This window comes from Nocardia sp. CA-145437 (genome assembly GCF_050956485.1).
Lineage (GTDB): Bacteria > Actinomycetota > Actinomycetes > Mycobacteriales > Mycobacteriaceae > Nocardia.
The window spans coordinates 3,119,617-3,137,845 of record NZ_CP191204.1 but is presented as its reverse complement, the minus strand read 5'-3'; the positions used below and the strand labels follow the sequence as shown (position 1 = coordinate 3,137,845).

Genomic DNA, 18,229 nt, shown 5'->3' with positions numbered 1-18,229 from the left:
TCCGTGACGCGGCGAGCCGAGCTCAGCCGGTGATCTCCCACTCGTACACGGTCAGTTCCGATGCGCCCGTGGTGTGAATCGGGTCGGTGAGGATCAATTCCTGTGCGGCGGCCAGATTCTCCGCGGTGATCACGTACGCGCCGCCGCTGCCGTCGGTGAACTTGCCGGTTTCCACCAGCTGTCCGCGCTCGCGGACCGCCGCCAGCCATTCCTTGTGCGGAACGACGACGGAATCGTCGAAGCGCGGGGTGCGCATGGCCATGACCAGATATTTGCGCACCCTGCGCTTCTCCTTCGAACTACTTGTCGTCGTCGGCGACGGTCGAGCGGGTGGCCGCGGCGGCGGCCCGCACCTGCGGAGCCACCTGGACCACCTGGCCGAGCACGCCGTTGATGAACGACGGGGAATCGTCGGTGGACAGCTCCTTGGCCAGCTCCACCGCCTCGTCCACGGCCACCACGGGCGGAACGTCGTTGGCGTGGAACAACTCCCACACCGCGACCCGCAGGATGGCGCGGTCCACGGCGGGCAGCCGCGGCAGCGTCCAGTCCTGGGACAGGTACGACTCGATGGTGCCGTCCACCCGGTCCAGATCGTCGGCTACGCCTTCGACCAGGACACGGGTGTAGGGGTTGATCGGCGCGATGGACTCCTCACGCACCGACAGGGAGACCCGCTCGGAGAGCAGGTCCGCCGGGTCGATGTCGCGGGCCTCCGCCTCGAACAGCAGATCCACCGCACGCCGACGCGCCTTGTGCCGTGCGCCGAGCTTCTTGAAAGACTTCTTGTCCGATTGATCGGCCACGGAAGACATTATCCGTCGCGTCAGTTGTTGACGCGGCTGATGTAGCTGCCGTCGCGGGTGTCGATGCGCAGCTTGTCGCCCTGGTTGATGAACAGCGGCACCTGCACCTCGGCGCCGGTCTCCACGGTGGCGGGCTTGGTGCCGGCCGAGGAGCGGTCGCCCTGCAGGCCCGGCTCGGTGTGGGTGACGATGACGTCGATCGCGACCGGGAGCTCGACGAACAGCGCCTCACCCTCGTGCATGGCGATCTGGACGGCCATGTTCTCCAGCAGGAAGCCCGCGTTGCGGCCCAGCAGCGCCTCGCCCAGGTGGATCTGGTCGTAGGTGTCGCCGTCCATGAAGATGTAGTCCTCACCATCGTGGTAGAGGTACGTCATGTCGCGACGGTCGACGGTCGCGGTCTCCACCTTGACGCCGGCGTTGAAGGTCTTGTCGACGACCTTGCCCGAGACCACGTTCTTCAGCTTGGTGCGCACGAAGGCGGGACCCTTACCCGGCTTCACATGCTGGAACTCGACGATCTGCTGCAGCTGATTGTCGATCTTCAGCACGAGGCCGTTCTTGAAGTCGCTGGTGTCCGCCACTGTCCTCGGATCTCCTACTCTGTGTCCAATTCACGGCTCGCCGTGGTGTTGCAACCGCGCGTCAGTCGACGACGGTCAGGTCTTTGCTGGTGCGGGTGAGCAGCTCCGGGCCCCCCTGGCGAACCACGAGCGTGTCCTCGATCCGGACGCCACCGCGGCCGGGGAAGTACACACCTGGCTCGACGGTCACCGCCACGCCATCCAGCAGTGTACCCGTGCCGGTTTTGGCGATTCCGGGCGCTTCGTGAATCTGCAGGCCGACGCCGTGGCCCAGACCGTGCACGAACAGGTCGCCGTGACCGGCCGACTCGATCACCCGGCGCGAGGCGGCGTCGACGGCTTGGGTGGAGACGCCGGGGGCCAGGGCCTCCCGGCCCGCCTTCTGCGCGGCGCTGACCAGGTCGTACACCTCGCGCTGCCAGTCCGTCGGCTCGCCCAGGACGAAGGTGCGGGTCATGTCGGAGTGGTAGCCGTGCGACACCGCACCGAAGTCGAGCTTCACGAAATCGCCGGTGGCCAGCACCGCGTCGGTCGGACGGTGATGCGGGACAGCCGAATTCGCGCCCGCCGCCACGATGGTCTCGAAGGACACCGCCTCCGCGCCGTGCTCGAACATGAGCCACTCCAGATCGCGGGCCACCTGCCGCTCGGTGCGACCCGGACGCAGACCACCGCGTTCGAGCAGGGCGGCCAGGGCCGCGTCGGCGGCGTCGCACGCCGCGCGCAGGCAGTCCACCTCGTAGTCGTCCTTGACCATGCGCAGCTGCTCGACCAGGCCCGACACCGGGACCAGGTCCAGACCGGTGCCCAGGGCCGCCAGGCCGCGATGTTGTTCGACGGTGACCACGTGGCTCTCGAAACCGACCCGTCCGGTCTGCCACTCACCCGCGATCTCCATCACCCGGCGCGCGCACGACCGGTTGATCTCGGCGCGCAGATCCGGCACCTGCACGCCGACCTGGGTGAGGTAGCGGCCGTCGGTGCTGATGATGGTGCGGTCCTCGCTGGAATCCCAGGCGTAGACCAGCAGCGCGGCGTTCGACCCGGTGAAACCGGTCAGGTACCGGATATTGATCAGGTCCGTGACCAGCAGCGCGTCGACACGGTTCTCCACCAGCAGATTCCGCAGGTTGGCCCGGCGCAGCGCGTAGTCGGGTCGCCGGGCCGGATCGTGATCAGCAGACATGCGTCAAAGCTACCGCCGACACGCCGCGACACGGGCCCGCAACACGTGAATGGGGTGGTGAGGGAAACCCCGGTATTCACAACCGAAGCAGTTATCCACATTTCGCGATGGCAGGTCCCACGCTGGCCGCGGACGCGAGAACCTCGAAGCATGGATTCTACGGCGATGCTGGTGCTCACGGTGTGGTGCGCGGCCCTGAGCGCCTTCGATGCGCGGGAGCGCCGGCTGCCCGACACCCTCACCCTGCCCGGGGCGGCGGTGATCCTCGGCTACGGATTCGCCGTGGGCACACCCGGATTGGCGGTGCTGGGCGGGCTGATGCTCGCACTCCCCTACCTGGTCGTGCACCTGTTATGCCCGGCCGCCCTCGGCGCGGGGGACGTGAAGCTCGCGCTGGGCCTGGGCGCGGCGACCGCCCTGGGCGGCGCCCAGACCTGGTCGTGGGCCGCGCTCGCGGCCCCGATGCTGACCGCCTGCGTCGCGGTGGGAACGCTCATGACGCCCACCGTCGGCACCCGCCGCCCGCTCGCCCCGGCCCCAGCGTGGTGGCCGGGCAGCAGGAGGCCGTGGTCCCCCGCCGCGACACTCCCGCACGGGCCCGCCATGTGCGCGGCGAGCGTGGCGGCGTTGCTGGCCGGGCGCTGACATCGGGCGTCGCGCGGGCCGTGTGTCCGGGCACCTCGGTATTCATGAAAGGATGTCACTCGTGTTGCGCTGGATAACTGCCGGAGAATCCCATGGTCCTGCTCTCGTCACCATCCTCGAGGGGATGGTGGCCGGTGTCGAGGTGACCTCCGCCGAGATCGGCGCGCAGCTGGCCCGGCGTCGACTCGGGTACGGGCGTGGCGCGCGGATGAAGTTCGAGGCCGACGTGGTGACCATGGTCGGCGGCGTGCGGCACGGCCGCACCATGGGCGGACCGGTCGCCATCGAGGTGGCGAACTCGGAGTGGCCCAAGTGGACCCAGGTCATGGCCTCGGACCCCGTCGATCAGGCCGAGCTGGCCGAGCTGGCGCGCAATGCGCCGCTGACCCGTCCGCGGCCAGGCCACGCCGACTACTCGGGCATGCTCAAGTACGGCTTCGACGACGCCCGCAATGTGCTGGAGCGCGCCAGCGCCCGGGAGACCGCGGCTCGCGTCGCGGCCGGCACGGTCGCCAAGAACTTCCTGCGTCAGGCGCTCGGGGTCGAGGTCATCTCGCACGTGGTGTCGATCGGCGCGGCCGCCGACACCACCGGTGTGGTGCCGACCGCCGCGGATCTGGACGCCATCGACGAGTCGCCGGTGCGCGCGTTCGACAAGGACGCCGAGGCCGCCATGATCGCCGAGATCGAGGCGGCCAAGAAGGACGGCGACACCCTCGGCGGTGTGGTCGAGGTCGTCATCGAGGGCCTGCCGGTCGGTCTGGGCTCGTTCACCTCCGGTGAGGCGCGCCTGGACTCGCGGCTGGCGGCCGCCCTCATGGGCATTCAGGCCATCAAGGGCGTCGAGGTCGGCGACGGTTTCGAGACCGCGCGCCGGCGCGGCAGCCAGGCCCACGACGAGATGCGCCCGGGACCCGACGGCGTGCTGCGCTCCACCAATCGGGCCGGCGGCCTCGAGGGCGGCATGACCAATGGCGAGGCGCTGCGGGTGCGCGCGGCCATGAAGCCGATCTCGACGGTGCCGCGCGCGCTGTCGACGGTGGACATGACCTCCGGCGAGGAGGCGGTGGCCATTCACCAGCGCTCCGACGTGTGCGCGGTACCCGCGGCCGGTGTGGTCGCCGAGGCCATGGTGGCGCTGGTCGTGGCGCAGGCGGTGCTGGAGAAGTTCGGCGGCGACTCGCTGCCCGAGACCATCGACAACATCCACGCCTACCTGAAGCGGATCAACGCCCGCCCGCACATTCCGGGCAACGCCGGGCAGTGACCACCGAGGACAGTGCGGCGCCGGGCGAAACCGACCGGCCCGCACCGAATGTCGTCTTGGTCGGCCCGCCGGGCGCGGGCAAATCGACCATCGGGCGCAAGCTGGCCCGTGAGCTCGGCGTGGAGCTGTACGACACCGACGCCGGAATCGAGGAGCGCACCGGGCGCACGATTCCGGAGATCTTCGCCACCGATGGCGAGCCGGAGTTCCGGCGCATCGAGGAAGAGGTCGTCCGCGACGCCGTCCTCGCCGGACACGGCGTGGTGTCGCTGGGCGGCGGCTCGGTGCTCTCGGCGGCGACGCGCGAGCTGCTGCGCGACCGTACGGTCATCTACCTGGAGATCAGTGTCGGCGAGGGCCTGCGCCGCACCGGCGCGAGCACCAATCGCCCGCTGCTCAACGGCGACGACCCGGCGAAGAAGTACCGCGAACTCATGAAGACCCGCCGCCCCCTCTACCGCGAGGTGGCGACCGTGCGGGTCCGCACCGACGGCCGCAGCCCCGGCCGCGTCGTCCGCATGATCCTGGCCAAACTCGGTATCGAGCCGGTCGAGCGCCCCGAGGATCCGGCCACCGACACCACGCCCGCCGAGCCCGCGGCGTCCTCCCGCTCCCGCGCGCGCCGCAAACGCCGCCGGGGCGGCAAGAGCCGCGGCGAGAACCCCGCGACGGGACCCGAAACGACCACCGCCACCGCCGATTCCAGCGCTCCCGAGCGCAATGGCCGCAGCCCCGGCGGCCGGTCCGAGGACCCCGCCGACGGATCCGACACCACGAAACGTGGTCGCCGCAACCGCCGTTCGCGCCGCCGGGGCGGCCGGGTCGCCGAATCCGGTACGCCCGCCGCGGTTTCCACGGCCGCACCGGCCACCGAACCGGGGTCCGCCGTCTCGGAGCGACCGGTCGGCGGACGGCGTCGCCGCGCCGCACGCGCGGCCGGTGCGCCCTCGAACTCCATCACCGGCGGCCAGAGTTCATCCCAGGCAGCATCGTCACCGGCGTCCGAGACCACCGCAGCCGCCGCGCGCCCGGACACTCCCACCGCGCAACCAGGTTCGGACCGGGCCTCCGGCACCGTGGCTGCGCCCGGTAGCGGCCGGTCCCGCCGCGCCCGCGCCAGGCGGGCACGCGCGCGGGCGCGCGCCGAGCACAGCGCAGATCAATCCGCACAAGCAGAATCGGAGCAGCAAGCATGAGCGAGCCGACTCGCATCGAGGTTCGTACCGCGGACCCGTACCCGGTGATCATCGGGCGGGGCCTGCTCGGGGATCTGGTCGAGGAGGTGACCGGGCGGTCCGCGGTGCGGACCGTCGCGATCTTCTACCAGCCGCCGCTGGCCGAGACCGCCGAGGTGGTGCGCAAGGCCCTCGTGGACAAGGGGATCGACGCGCACCGGGTGGAGATCCCGGACGCCGAGGCCGGTAAGGATCTGCAGGTCGCCGGGTTCTGCTGGGAGGTGCTCGGGCGGATCGGGCTGACCCGCAAGGACCTGATCGTGAGCCTCGGCGGCGGCGCGGCCACCGACCTGGCCGGGTTCGTGGCCGCCACCTGGATGCGCGGCGTCGACATCGTGCACGTCCCGACCACGCTGCTCGCCATGGTGGACGCCGCGGTCGGCGGCAAGACCGGCATCAACACCGAGGCGGGCAAGAACCTGGTCGGCTGCTTCCACGAACCCGCCGCGGTCATGGTGGACCTGGCCACGCTGGAGACGGTGCCGCGCAACGAGATCGTGGCGGGCATGGCCGAGATCATCAAGGCCGGTTTCATCGCCGACCCGGTGATCCTGGAACTGGTCGAACGCGACCCGCAGGCCGCCCTGGACCCGACCGGCGACGTGCTGCCCGAGCTGGTGCGCCGCGCCATCCAGGTCAAGGCCACGGTGGTGGCCGCCGACCTGAAGGAATCGGATCTGCGCGAGATCCTCAACTACGGCCACACCCTGGGTCACGCGATCGAGCGCCGCGAGCGCTACCGGTGGCGGCACGGCGCGGCCGTCTCGGTCGGCCTGGTCTTCGCCGCCGAGCTGGGCCGCCTGGCCGGGCGTCTCGACGACGAGACCGCCGATCGGCACAAGGCGATCCTGGAGAGCATCGGCCTGCCCACCACCTACGACGCCGACGCGCTGTCGCAGCTGATGGACGCCATGCAGACCGACAAGAAGACCCGCTCGGGCGTGCTGCGCTTCGTGGTGCTCGACGGCCTGGCCAAGCCGGGCCGGCTGGAGGGCCCGGACCCGAGCCTGCTGGCCGCGGCCTACTCGGCCATCGCCCGCGAGGACGGCCCGACCGGCGGAGCCATCCTGCTGTAGGACGCGGCCCGCGCGTAGGACACGGCGGTAGTCACGACGACGCCCGTCGCCGGGAATCGGCGACGGGCTTCGTCGTATCCGGGCGGGTCAGCCGCCCTGCATCCGGATCTCGGAGTCCAGCAGCGCCGCGTACTCGACCAGCGCCAGTTCCTGCGGATCCGAGCCCAGCCGAGCCAGCACCTGGGACCGGTCGATCAGCCTCATGCCCGGCGCGTCGGCGCCGGTGGCTACCTGCGTGCGGCCTTCGGCCAGCACCAGACATGCATCGGGGTCGTCTGCGGCCAACAGTCTCCGCAGATCAAGAGCGGTGACAGTATCCATAGCCTCATTCTGCCCCCACGATGCCATCGCGGACCCGGCAACTCCTCGGCCTCGCGGCGCCGGGGTGAACCGTGCCGCGACTGTCCATACGAAAAACCCCGCGCCACAAGGAATGTGGCGCGGGGTCGAGTTCAGCGGGAGCGTCAGGCGCTGACCGGCTCCTGGGTCGGCGCGGCGGGGGCCGACTTCGTGCCCTCGCGGCCGACCAGCCAGCGGCCGAGCACCACGCCGAGCATGCTCGGGATGAAGATCAGCAGCACGATGAACGCGGCGGCCGAGGTGACGTTGAAGACCAGGCCCTGGTCGCCGAGATCGAAGCCCGGGACGAAGTCGAGGATCCAGGCCACCAGCTGGGAGCCCACACCCGCGGCCAGCGCCGCCTTCAGCCAGCGCATGGTGAGGTCGGTCCCGTGCTCGGGATCCGGGTTGGCGCGCCGGTCGGCGCGGCCGTCGAGCAGGCCCCACATCACCACGGCGCCGACCAGGACGATCAGAGCCAGGATGCGCATCCACACACCCGCGGTCGGCCAGTACCGCATGCCCACTCCGAGCAGCGTCTCCAGCACAACGGTCAGCGCCCCCAAGCCCACGGCGCGCAACACCCACGCATTCATGTGATCACCTTAACCCGCGCGGCCGTCCGGCCGAACCGAATGAACTGAAACTTGTTACAGAACCATAGCCGACCGGGCCGTCAGCACCCATCCGGGGCCGACACGCGGCGGCGGTCGAGCCGAGCCGCGGGATCACTCCCGCAGCGCCGCCGCCATCTCCGCGCGCGGAGCGGGCTTGCCGGTGAACTGCTCGACCTGGCCGTAGGCCTGGTTCAGCAGCATCTCGAGGCCGCTCACCACGGTGTGGCCCGCCCGTTCCACCGCCGCGGCGAGCGGGGTGGGCCACGGGTTGTAGATGGCGTCGAGCACCACCGGCGCCGCGGCCACCGAATCCGCCACGGCCGCCGCCGCTTCCGCGGGCACGGTGCTGACGACGGCGTCGACGTCGGAGCAGACGAACAGCAGGCCCTCGGGGTCGAAGCCGAGGATCTCGGCCGACATGCCCAATTGCTCGGCCAATTCCAGGGTTTCGGCGGCGCGGCCGCGGTCGCGGGCCACGATGGTGACCGTGTGCGCGCCCAGATCGGCCAGCGCGAGCAGCGCGGGCCGGGCGGTGCCGCCCGCGCCGAGCACCAGGGCACGCGAGATCTCCTGCACGCCCGCGCCTTCCAGCGCGCCGCGCACGCCGTCCACGTCGGTGCAGTCGGCGCGCCAGCCGGAGTCGGTGCGCACCAGCGTGTTCGCCGATCCGACCAGTTCCGCGCGTTCGGTGCGCTCGTCGGCGTACCCGAGCGCGGCGACCTTGCCGGGCATGGTCACCGACAGGCCCACCCATTCGGGGCCGAGTCCGTCGACCAGTCCGGGCAATTGCTCGCCGGTGCACTCGATGCGCTCGTAGGTCCAGTCCAGGCCCAGCGCCCGGTAGGCGGCCAGATGCAGTTGCGGCGAACGGGAGTGGGCGATCGGGCTGCCGAGCACGGCGGCCCTGCGCTTACCGTCCACTGTCGAGAATTCCACTCTGCCTGGCCTTTTCGATATTGCGCAGGTGCTCGTTGTAGTTCTCCGTGAACAACGTGGTGCCCTGCTTGTCGATGGTGACGAAGTACAGCCACGGGCCGGGCGCGGGATTCTCCATGGCGCGCATGGCCCCCAGCGACGGCGCCGAGATCGGCGTCGCGGGCAAGCCGGGCATGGCGTAGGTGTTCCACGGGGTCTTGTGCGCGCGGTCGGAGTCGGTGGTGGCGACCTCGGTCTTGTCGAGCGCGTAGTTGACGGTGGAGTCGAACTGCAGTGGCTGCTGCACGGCGAGCCGGTTCACGATGACCCGCGCCACCTTCGACATGTCCTGCGGCAGCGCCTCACGCTCCACCAGCGACGCCGCGATGAGCGTGTCGTAGGCGCTCAGGCCGTTGGCCGCGCCGGACTGCATGAGCCCGGACGCCTCGTAACTGCTCGCGCTCGCGGTCACCAGTTGCTTGAGAATGTCCTGCGGGCCCGCGGTCGGATCGAAATCCAGGGTGCCGCCGGCGATCAGGCCCTCGAGCTGACGTGAGCGGTCCGGCACGGTCTTGACCCGTTCCAGCGCCCACGTCGGAACCCCCAGCGCCATCGGATCACCCGTGGACCCGGCCTGGTCGAGCTGCTCGTAGGTGACGCACTTGGCGGCGCTGCCGGCGCCGACGCAGCTGGCCTCCGCGATCTTGCGGTAGATGCCGTCCTTGCGGGCGCCGGTGTTGACGTCGCTGGAGTCGTGCAGCTGGCGGCCCTCGGAGATGACCACATTGCCGACCCGGGCGTCCTTGCCGAACAGCGCGGTCACCGCTTCGGCGCCCTTGCTGTGGCTGGGGATGGCGTAGTACCCGGGCTGGATGGAGTTCATGTTGGTATTGCGCACGGCCGCTTCGTAGAACGCGCCGCTGCTGGCCACCACACCCTTGTCGGCCATGGTGTCCGCGATCTGGGTGGCGGTGTCGCCGGGCTTGATCTGGATGATCGCCAGCGGGCCCTGGGGTCCGGAGAAGTCCTCGGGACCGCTCAGCTTGCCCAGGAACTTCCAGCCCGCGAAGCCGACCGCGCCGACGAACAGGACCGCGAACACGCCCGCGATGACGAACAGGTTGCGGCGACGGCGCTTGCGCTCGGCGGCTTTCCGCGACGCCATCCGGGAACGCTTGGGCCGCTGGCCCCGGCCACCGCCCGCTTTCGCACCCGCACGGCCGGGCCGCTCGGTGCGGCGGCCGCGCTCGGCCCGTCCGCGCTCGGTGCGCTGGGGAGCGCTGCGGCGCGGGGGTTCGGGGTCGAGCGGGGCATTGCCGTCGAATTCCTCGCCCGCGTAGGGCTCACCCTCGTAGAGCTCGTCCTCGTAGCGCGGGATGACGGTGGTGTCGTCCTCGTAATCGTCCGCCTCGGACCAATCGAGATCGTCGCGGCGATAACGCCGTTCGGCGTTCTGCCGGTAGCGTTCCTCGGCCCGCGTCCAGCGGTCGGTCATGCGTCCTCACCACGCGGCTTCAATAGGGCACTCCGTTCGTCCAACCATCCTTGCAGGATCGACACGGCGGCGGCCTGATCGATGACCTGCCGCTGCCCGCGTGCGCGAACTCCACTGTCTCGCAACGCACGTGCAGCAGACACCGTAGTCAACCGTTCGTCGGAAAGTCGCACCGGCACAGGCGCGATGAGGTTCCGCAAACGTCCCGCGAAGGTGGCCGCCAGCTTAGCCGACGCGCCGCTTTCTCCGCGTAAGGTGCGCGGCAAGCCGACGATCACCTCGACCGCCTCGTACTCCCGCACAATCTCGGCAATTCTGGACAGGTCGGGCGCGAGTGTTCCGGGCGCGACCTTCTTGGCCTTCGGCACGGTTTCGACCGGGGTGGCGAGCAGACCGTCGGGATCGCTGGAGGCGACACCGATCCGGACCGATCCCACGTCGATGCCGATGCGGCGGCCACGCCCCGGATCGGCCTCGACACTGGGCCGCTCGGACGCGAAGCCGCGCCCGTCCGCGGACACCCCGGACGCCTCGGTGGGCGTCCGGGCAAATCCGGAGGAATCTCCCGAATCAGTCCGCGATGTGGCCGGCTCCGGCCGTGCTGTCCCCGGCTCCGGCCGCGATGTGTCGGAGTCGTCCATCTACCCGGCGAGCTCGGCGACCCGCGACCGCAGGGCGGCCAGACCCGCCTCGATGCCCGACGGATCGGAGCCGGCGCCCTGCGCCATCTCCGGCTTGCCGCCACCGCGGCCCGAGATCGCGGGACCGAAGGCGGACACCAGGTCCCCGGCCTTGATGCCGAGATCCTGGGCGGCCTTGGTGACCGCGGCCACGAACGGCACCTTGCCGTCGGCATTGCCGAGCAGCACCACGATGGCGGGCTCGGAACCGAAGCGGCCCTTGATGTCCTGCACCAGGGTGCGCAGATCGCCCGCGCCCACCCCGGCCGGGGCGGCGGCCGCGACCAGCAGCACCTTGCCGACCCGCTGCGCCTGCTCCACGAAGGTGCCGGCGCTGGACAGCACCGCGGCCATCTTGGTGCGCTCGAGCTCCTTCTCGGCGACCTTGAGCCGCTCGACCAGCTGCTCGACGCGGCCCGGCACCTCTTCCGAGGGCACCTTCAGCGAGGAGGCGAGACCGGCCAGCAGCGCGCGCTCCTTGGCCAGGTACTTGTACGAGTCCAGGCCGACGAAGGCCTCGACGCGGCGCACACCGGAACCGACCGACGACTCACCGAGCACGGTGATCGGGCCGATCTGCGAGGAGTGCGCCACGTGGGTGCCACCGCACAGCTCCATGGAGAACGGTCCGCCGATCTCCACCACGCGCACCTCGTCGCCGTAGTTCTCGCCGAACAGCGCCATGGCGCCCATCTTCTTGGCGGAGGTCAGGTCGGTGACGAAGGTGTTGACCGGGAAGTCGTCGCCGACCGCGCTGTTGGAGACCGCCTCGATGTCGGCCTTCTGCTGCTCGGTCAGCGCGCCCTGCCAGTTGAAGTCGAAACGCAGGTAGCCGGGCTTGTTGAGCGAGCCGGCCTGAACGGCGTTGGGGCCCAGCACCTGTCGCAGCGCGGCGTGCACCATGTGGGTGCCGGAGTGGCCCTGGGTGGCGCCGTGCCGCCAGGTCGGGTCGACCTGCGCCAGCACGGTGTCGCCCTCGGTGAGCTGACCGGCCTCGATGGTGGACTTGTGCACCCACACCTTCTTGGCGATCTTCTGCACGTCGTTGACCGTCACCTTGAGCCCGTGCGAGGAGCTCAGCGAGCCGCGGTCGGCGATCTGGCCGCCGGCCTCGGCGTAGAGCGGGCTGCGGTCCAGGATCACCTCGACGTCCTGCCCGGCCTGGGCGACCGGGACCCGGACGCCGTCCTTGATCAGGGCGAGCACGGTGGCCTCGGTGGCCAGTTCGTCGAAGCCGGTGAACTCGGTCGCGCCGCGGTCCACGAACTCCTTGTAGACGGTGAGGTCGGCGTGCGCGTGCTTGCGCGAGAGCGCGTCCTCCTTGGCCCGCTTGCGCTGCTCGGCCATGAGCGAGCGGAAGCCCTCCTCGTCGACCTGCAGGCCGGCCTCGGCGGCCATCTCCAGGGTCAGGTCGATCGGGAAGCCGTAGGTGTCGTGCAGGGTGAAGGCGTCGGTGCCGCTGATCTTCTTGCTGCCCTTGGTCTTCACCTCGTCGACGGTCTCGTCGAAGAGCTTGGTGCCGGTGCTCAGCGTCTTGAGGAAGGCGGCCTCCTCACCGACGGCGACGTTCTCGATGCGCTGGAAGTCGGTGAGCAGCTCGGGGTAGGACGGCGACATGAGGTCGGCGACGACCTTGATGAACTCGCCCATCACCGGCTGATCGGCGCCCAGCAGGCGGGCCGAGCGCACGATGCGGCGCAGCAGGCGGCGCAGCACGTAGCCGCGGCCGTCGTTACCGGGGTTGACGCCGTCGCCGATCAGCATGGCGGCGGTGCGGGCGTGGTCGGCGATGACGCGGAAGCGGACGTCGTCGGCGTGCTCGACACCGTAGGAGCGTCCGGTCAGCTCCTCGGCCTTGTCGATGATCGGGCGCAGCAGGTCGGTCTCGTAGACGTTGTCGACACCCTGCAGCAGGAACGCGACGCGCTCGATGCCCATGCCGGTGTCGATGTTCTTCTTGGGCAGCGGGCCCAGAATCTCGAAGTCGTCCTTGCCGCGTCCCTCGCCACGCTCGTTCTGCATGAACACGAGGTTCCAGATCTCGAGGTAGCGGTCCTCGTCGGCCTCGGGGCCGCCCTCGACGCCGTACTCGGGGCCGCGGTCGAAGTAGATCTCCGAGCACGGGCCGCAGGGGCCGGGGATGCCCATGGACCAGTAGTTGTCGGCCATGCCGCGGCGCTGGATGCGCTCGTCCGGGACGCCCAGCTCACGCCAGATCTGCTCGGCCTCGTCGTCGTCGAGATAGACGGTGACCCACAGCTTTTCGGGGTCGAAACCGTAACCGCCGTCCTCGACCGGGCCGGTCAGCAGCGACCAGGCCAGTTCCATGGCGCCGCGCTTGAAGTAGGCGCCGAAGGAGAAGTTGCCCGCCATCTGGAAGAAGGTGTTGTGGCGGGTGGTGACGCCGACGTTCTCGATGTCGCCGGTGCGCACGCACTTCTGCACGCTGGTCGCGGTGTCGAAGGGCGGGGTCTGCTGACCGAGGAAGTACGGCACGAACTGGACCATGCCCGCGTTCACGAACAGCAGGTTGGGGTCGGCCAGGATCAGCGAGGCACTGGGTACCTCGGCGTGTCCGGCCTTTACGAAATGCTCCAGGAAGCGCCGTCGAATCTCGTGGGTCTGCACAGGTATCCAGCCTACCGTTCCCAGTCCAGGGAGTTTCCACCCACCACCGGGCGATAGCTACCATCGCCTGGGTGACTGTGATCCCCGACCCATCCCAGCGCTTCCCGCTCCCCCACGCGCACCGGACCGTCTTCCTGAAACCCCACGTCACCTCGCCGAACATCGAGGTCGGCGACTACAGCTACTTCGACGATCCGGTGGCGGCGACGGCCTTCGAGACCGACAACGTGCTGTACGCGTTCGGGCCCGAGAAGTTGATCATCGGCAAATACTGCGCCATCGCGAGCAACACCCGGTTCATCATGGCCGGGGCCAACCATCCCACCGCGGGCGTCTCGACCTTCCCGTTCACGATCTTCGGCGGCACCTGGGCCGAGGAGACCATGGACATCATCACCTCGATCCCGTCCCGGGGCGACACCGTGGTCGGCAACGACGTGTGGTTCGGCTACAACAGCCTGATCATGCCGGGGGTGCGGATCGGCGACGGCGCGATCATCGCCACCGGCGCGGTCGTCACCGCCGACGTGCCGCCGTACTCGATCGTCGGCGGCAATCCGGCGCAGGTGGTGAAGCAGCGCTTCAGCGACGAGGAGGTGGCCATGCTGCTGCGGGCGTCCTGGTGGAACTGGCCGATCGAACTGATCACCGAGCACGTGCGCGACATCATGGGCGGCGCCCCCGCCGAGATCGAACGGATCGCCCGCCACCACGATCTGCTCATGGACTGAGACGACCCGCTCATGGACTGACCTGCGGCGCAGACGTATTCGGGACGCGTCGCACGACCGTTTGTGGCATCCACTGCAATTCGGCGCGCGACGCATACTCACCCGGGGCGCTATCTGCCCCGGACGATGCGGCGGAGCTTGGTCACGCGCGGGCCGACTTCGCGTTCGTAGCCGTGGTCGGTCGGGTGGTAGTAGTCGGTGCCGACCAGTTCGTCCGGCGGATACTGCTGGCCGAGAACACCATCCGGGTGATCGTGCGGGTACTTGTACCCCTGGGCATTGCCGAGCGCGGCCGCGCCCGCGTAGTGGCCGTCACGCAGGTGCGGGGGCACCGCGCCCGCCTTGCCCGCGCGCACGTCGGCCATGGCCGCCCCGATGCCCTTGACCACCGACCCCGATTTCGGGGCGGTGGCGATGTGAATCGTGGCCTGGGTCAAGGCCAATTGCGCCTCGGGCATACCGACCAGCTGGACCACCTGGGCGGCGGCGACCGCGGTCTGCAACGCGGTGGGGTCGGCCATGCCGACCTCCTCGCTGGCCTGGATCATCAAGCGGCGGGCGATGAATCGCGGATCCTCACCGGCGCTGATCATGCGGGCCAGGTAGTGCAGCGCGGCGTCCACGTCCGAACCGCGCAGCGATTTGATGAACGCGCTGATCACGTCGTAGTGCTGATCGCCGGAGCGGTCGTAGCGCACCGCGGCCTTGTCGACGCTGGCCTCCACCAGTTCCACGCCGACAGTGCCGTCGAGGGAGGATTCGGCGGAGGCTTCGAGGGCGGTCAGCGAGCGCCGCGCGTCACCGCCGGCGATTCGCACGATGTGGTCGAGGGCCTCGTCGGTGACCGTGTACTCCCCCGCCAGCCCGCGCGGATCGGCGATGGCGCGGGTCAGCACCTGACGGATCTCGGCCTCGGTCAACGACTGCAGTTGCAGCACCAGCGACCGCGACAACAGCGGCGACACCACGGAGAACGACGGATTCTCGGTGGTCGCCGCGACCAACAGCACGATCCGGTTCTCCACCGCCGCCAGCAGCGCGTCCTGCTGGGTCTTGGAGAACCGGTGCACCTCGTCGATGAACAGCACGGTCTGCTCGCCGACGGTGAGCCGCCGCCGCGCCAGATCGATGACCGCGCGCACTTCCTTCACGCCCGCCGACAGCGCCGACAACGCCTCGAACCGGCGGCCGGTGGCCTGCGAGAGCAGCGAGGCGAGGGTGGTCTTGCCGGTGCCGGGCGGACCGTACAGCAGCACCGACGCCGCACCCGACCCCTCGATCAACCGGCGCAGCGGCGAGCCGGGACCGAGCAGATGCTGCTGACCCACCACCTCGTCGAGGGTGCGCGGACGCATGCGCACGGCCAGCGGCGCGAACCGGTCGTCGCCACTGGGAATGCGCGCCGCGCTCGCGTCGAAGTCGTCGGCCACGGCCTGCGCGCCCGGCGCATCGAAGAGCCCATCACTCACCCGCACGACCCTACCGACCGGCTCCGACACAATCCCCCGCCCACGGCACCCGCGCGGACGGGGTCCGGAAGAACGGGAGGATCGGTCCTCGTCGTGCGAGGCGGAGGACTACTCCTCCCAGCGCTCCTCGAGGGTGGCCGAGACGTGCTCGGCGAAGTCGCCGAGGGTGTCGTCGCCGGTGCAGCGTGCGTCCTCGGCGAGGGCGGCCCAGCGGTTGATCAGCGCGGCAGACCGCGGAATCGACAGGCCGTGCTCGCGGGCGGCGGCGATGCGGGCGTGGTCGGCGGGCAGGAACCAGTAGGTGGACAGCCACACCCAGATGAGCCGGGCCTCGAGGATGCGTTCGGCGAGCACTGCGTCGTCGGCCAGTGCCGGCCAGACCGCCACCACTTCCGACCGCCACGCCTCCACCATCTGGCGGGCGCGTTCGCGGGAGAGCTCGACATCGCACAGGCAGCCCGGGAACGAGACCAGCGCGTAGGCGATGTCGAGGGTGGCGTCGCGGAACCCGCCCCACTCGTAGTCGAGGAAGCGGGCGCCCTCGTCATTGAGGATGACATTGTCCGGGCACAGGTCCGAGGGGCTGAACGCGCGGTAGCGTCCGGCCGAGAACAGGCGGTTGCCGCGCACGATGCGTTCGGCGATCTCGCCGGGCACCTCGATGCCGAGTTCGCGCTGCAGCATGACCGGCACCTCGGCGACCGCGGACTCGGCCTGCTGGGCGATGCCGTCCACCCGATGCACCACATCGACGCGGCGGAGCAGGGCGACGAAGTCGGCTTCGCGGCCGACGGTCGCGGCGTGCATGCGGCCCAGCGCCTGCGCGAACGCCATGAGCGCGTTGCGCTTGTTGGGTTCGACGCCGGACCGCAGGACCGCGGTGAGCGACAGGTTCTCGCCGAGGTCGCTGAGAATGAGCAGGCGGCCGGGCAGGCTGTAGCCCAATAGGTAGGCGCCGGGGCGATGGTCGCGACCGAGGGCGGTGGTGAATTGGTACGACACCGCCTCGCGGAGGAACGCGGAATCGATGCTGGCGACACCCGGCGCCATGCCGCCGGTACGTCGCTCCGACGCCGGACCCGCTACCTGCTTCACAATGAGTGTGCGAGGGAGCGAGAAGGCGTTCTCCGCTACGCGGACACGTAGGACCGTCGTCCTACCACTGCCGCTGAGCTCCATGGGGTCACTCAGCTTTACCGCAGCACCCATTCGCTTTGTGAGCAACTGTTGTGCCGCGGACACGACTTCGGCGGCGCGTTCGGCCAATAGTGCGGTCATCGGAACCCAAGGTACTCCCGCCAGGTCACTTTCAGCGAGCGGTTGCACAACCTTTCGCGCGTCGGACGGCGTGTCTTTGTGAAGGGTTTGCCCACGCGGCGCTGGTTGCTTGACACAACCAGCGGGGTCTAGTTGTCTCTTGGATCAACTGCTGTGCGCCACACCGTAAACCGGGAAATGTGAAAGGCTTGCGACCATGACTGGCACGCCGCCCTCAGCACCGTACGACCCCTCCGGCGACCGTCCCGTCGCCCGGGGCGGCGAACAGTACCCACCGCACTCCGGACACCACCAAAACCCCGATCCCGCACCGGTTTCCGGCGCCGCCGAACCTGGCCCCGGGCCCGCCCGCCACCAGCTGCCCGGTCTCGCCGGGTACCCGCAGTTCGACGGACCCGGCGCGGCGCACTACGGCAGCGAGCCCGTGGAGCCCCCGCCGGCCCTGGCCCCGCAGCCGGGCGCGCCCCAAGGGCCTCCCGGCGTCGGCGGCGGCGTGCCGCAGCAGTTGCCGCCGGGCGCGATGGCGCCGGGCAATCCGCCTCCCCCGGGCGGCTTCCCGCCGGGCTCGACACCGCCGCCCGCCGCGGGCCCCGACACCGAGCCCGTGCCGCAGCAGTCCTACAGTCCGCCGCGCGAGCGCCTCGATGTGGGCGGCGCCCTCACCTACGGGTGGGATCGGTTCCGGCTCAATCCCGTTCCGTGGGTGGGCATGGTGCTGATCGGCCTGATCGCCTGGCTGCTGGTCACCCTGCTGGTGAGAATCATTGACGTCCAGTCGCTGTCGGCGGTGGTGCTGCTGTTCGCGGTGGCGTCGCTGGTGGTGTGGCTGTTGCAGGCGGCCATGATCCGCGGCGCGCTCTACGAGACCGACGGCACCCCACCCGATTTCCCGGCCTTCTTCGGATTCGTGAACGCCGGCAATGTGCTCATCACCGCCCTCATCGTGTTCGCGGCGTGCTTCCTGGCCTCGATCCTGTGCCTGTTCCCGGCGGTGATCGTAGGGGTGCTGTGCATGTTCGCGCTGCATTTCGTGATCGATCAGGACCAGAATCCGATCGCCGCGATCCAGTCGAGTGCGCGGCTGGTGATCGCGAATGCCCTGCACGTGTCGCTGCTGGCGCTGGCGGTGCTGCTGATGACGGTGGTCGGCACGCTGTTCTGCGGGCTGGGCCTGCTGATCGCCGGGCCGGTGACCGCGATCGCCACCACCTACGCCTACCGGACCCTCACCGGGCGGCTGGTCGTGTACTGACCGCCGCCCGACCGAGTCGGCAAACG

At 70.0% G+C, this 18,229-nt stretch carries 17 protein-coding genes and 1 pseudogene; 6 read left to right on the top strand and 12 right to left on the bottom strand.

Annotated features, from left to right (window positions below):
- Window positions 1–22 precede the first annotated feature (22 nt).
- From ACQPYY_RS14535 to ACQPYY_RS14520, 4 genes are all read right to left on the bottom strand, one after another.
- The gene (locus ACQPYY_RS14535) at window positions 23–280 is read right to left on the bottom strand and encodes a YciI family protein (RefSeq protein ID WP_379097761.1); all 258 of its coding nucleotides are present in this window, start codon (window positions 278–280) and stop codon (window positions 23–25) included.
- A 19-nt stretch (window positions 281–299) separates the two neighbouring features.
- On the bottom strand, window positions 300–806 hold the full coding sequence (gene nusB / locus ACQPYY_RS14530; RefSeq protein ID WP_357286071.1) for a transcription antitermination factor NusB: 507 nt from the start codon (window positions 804–806) through the stop codon (window positions 300–302).
- 20 nt (window positions 807–826) lie between these two features.
- Window positions 827–1,390 carry an elongation factor P gene (efp, locus tag ACQPYY_RS14525; RefSeq protein WP_357286068.1) on the bottom strand — a complete coding sequence of 188 codons (564 nt, stop codon included), beginning with the start codon at window positions 1,388–1,390 and terminating at the stop codon, window positions 827–829.
- A gap of 61 nt (window positions 1,391–1,451) precedes the next feature.
- On the bottom strand, window positions 1,452–2,576 hold the full coding sequence (locus ACQPYY_RS14520) for a M24 family metallopeptidase (protein ID WP_433594126.1): 1,125 nt from the start codon (window positions 2,574–2,576) through the stop codon (window positions 1,452–1,454).
- 150 nt (window positions 2,577–2,726) lie between these two features.
- Here ACQPYY_RS14520 and ACQPYY_RS14515 point away from each other — a divergent pair, with 150 nt between their 5' ends.
- The 4 genes and pseudogenes from ACQPYY_RS14515 to aroB all read left to right on the top strand — a co-directional run bounded on the left by ACQPYY_RS14515 (window position 2,727) and on the right by aroB (window position 6,799).
- The gene (locus tag ACQPYY_RS14515) at window positions 2,727–3,221 is read left to right on the top strand and encodes a prepilin peptidase (RefSeq protein ID WP_433594125.1); all 495 of its coding nucleotides are present in this window, start codon (window positions 2,727–2,729) and stop codon (window positions 3,219–3,221) included.
- A 52-nt stretch (window positions 3,222–3,273) separates the two neighbouring features.
- Entirely contained in the window at window positions 3,274–4,488 is a 1,215-nt protein-coding gene (aroC, locus tag ACQPYY_RS14510; protein ID WP_433594124.1) for a chorismate synthase, read from the top strand.
- Window positions 4,485–5,024, top strand: a pseudogene (locus ACQPYY_RS14505) (shikimate kinase); the annotation flags it as partial. The gene aroC and the pseudogene ACQPYY_RS14505, both read left to right, overlap by 4 nt.
- Window positions 5,025–5,680: 656 nt before the next feature.
- Entirely contained in the window at window positions 5,681–6,799 is a 1,119-nt protein-coding gene (gene aroB, locus ACQPYY_RS14500) for a 3-dehydroquinate synthase (protein WP_357286055.1), read from the top strand.
- A gap of 87 nt (window positions 6,800–6,886) precedes the next feature.
- Here the strand turns inward: aroB and ACQPYY_RS14495 are convergent, their stop codons facing one another.
- From ACQPYY_RS14495 to alaS, 6 genes are all read right to left on the bottom strand, one after another.
- Window positions 6,887–7,120, bottom strand: a complete 234-nt coding sequence (locus ACQPYY_RS14495) for a hypothetical protein (RefSeq protein ID WP_357083417.1) — start codon at window positions 7,118–7,120, stop codon at window positions 6,887–6,889.
- A gap of 143 nt (window positions 7,121–7,263) precedes the next feature.
- Window positions 7,264–7,734 carry a B-4DMT family transporter gene (locus ACQPYY_RS14490; RefSeq protein WP_433594123.1) on the bottom strand — a complete coding sequence of 157 codons (471 nt, stop codon included), beginning with the start codon at window positions 7,732–7,734 and terminating at the stop codon, window positions 7,264–7,266.
- Between the two features lie 132 nt (window positions 7,735–7,866).
- Window positions 7,867–8,691, bottom strand: coding sequence for a shikimate dehydrogenase (locus ACQPYY_RS14485; protein ID WP_433594122.1), 825 nt, complete (start codon window positions 8,689–8,691; stop codon window positions 7,867–7,869).
- Complete coding sequence (locus ACQPYY_RS14480; protein WP_433594121.1) at window positions 8,666–10,165, bottom strand: endolytic transglycosylase MltG; 1,500 nt, start codon at window positions 10,163–10,165, stop codon at window positions 8,666–8,668. Before ACQPYY_RS14480 ends, ACQPYY_RS14485 begins: the two co-directional genes overlap by 26 nt.
- Window positions 10,162–10,686 (bottom strand): Holliday junction resolvase RuvX, encoded by a 525-nt coding sequence (gene ruvX / locus ACQPYY_RS14475; protein WP_357083428.1) that lies wholly within the window; start codon window positions 10,684–10,686, stop codon window positions 10,162–10,164. The genes ACQPYY_RS14480 and ruvX overlap by 4 nt, the downstream gene beginning before the upstream one ends.
- A 120-nt stretch (window positions 10,687–10,806) precedes the next feature.
- Complete coding sequence (alaS, locus tag ACQPYY_RS14470) at window positions 10,807–13,473, bottom strand: alanine--tRNA ligase (RefSeq protein ID WP_433594120.1); 2,667 nt, start codon at window positions 13,471–13,473, stop codon at window positions 10,807–10,809.
- Window positions 13,474–13,544: 71 nt separating this feature from the next.
- Between alaS and ACQPYY_RS14465 the strand changes: the two genes are divergently transcribed.
- The gene (locus ACQPYY_RS14465) at window positions 13,545–14,204 is read left to right on the top strand and encodes a CatB-related O-acetyltransferase (RefSeq protein ID WP_433594119.1); all 660 of its coding nucleotides are present in this window, start codon (window positions 13,545–13,547) and stop codon (window positions 14,202–14,204) included.
- 110 nt (window positions 14,205–14,314) lie between these two features.
- Here the strand turns inward: ACQPYY_RS14465 and ACQPYY_RS14460 are convergent, their stop codons facing one another.
- Window positions 14,315–15,673, bottom strand: a complete 1,359-nt coding sequence (locus ACQPYY_RS14460; protein ID WP_379097736.1) for a replication-associated recombination protein A — start codon at window positions 15,671–15,673, stop codon at window positions 14,315–14,317.
- Between the two features lie 108 nt (window positions 15,674–15,781).
- The gene (locus tag ACQPYY_RS14455) at window positions 15,782–16,951 is read right to left on the bottom strand and encodes a phosphotransferase family protein (RefSeq protein WP_433594118.1); all 1,170 of its coding nucleotides are present in this window, start codon (window positions 16,949–16,951) and stop codon (window positions 15,782–15,784) included.
- A 196-nt stretch (window positions 16,952–17,147) separates the two neighbouring features.
- On the opposite strand from ACQPYY_RS14455, the gene ACQPYY_RS14450 reads away from it, so the two are divergent.
- Window positions 17,148–18,203, top strand: a complete 1,056-nt coding sequence (locus ACQPYY_RS14450) for a hypothetical protein (RefSeq protein ID WP_433594117.1) — start codon at window positions 17,148–17,150, stop codon at window positions 18,201–18,203.
- Window positions 18,204–18,229: the final 26 nt, after the last annotated feature.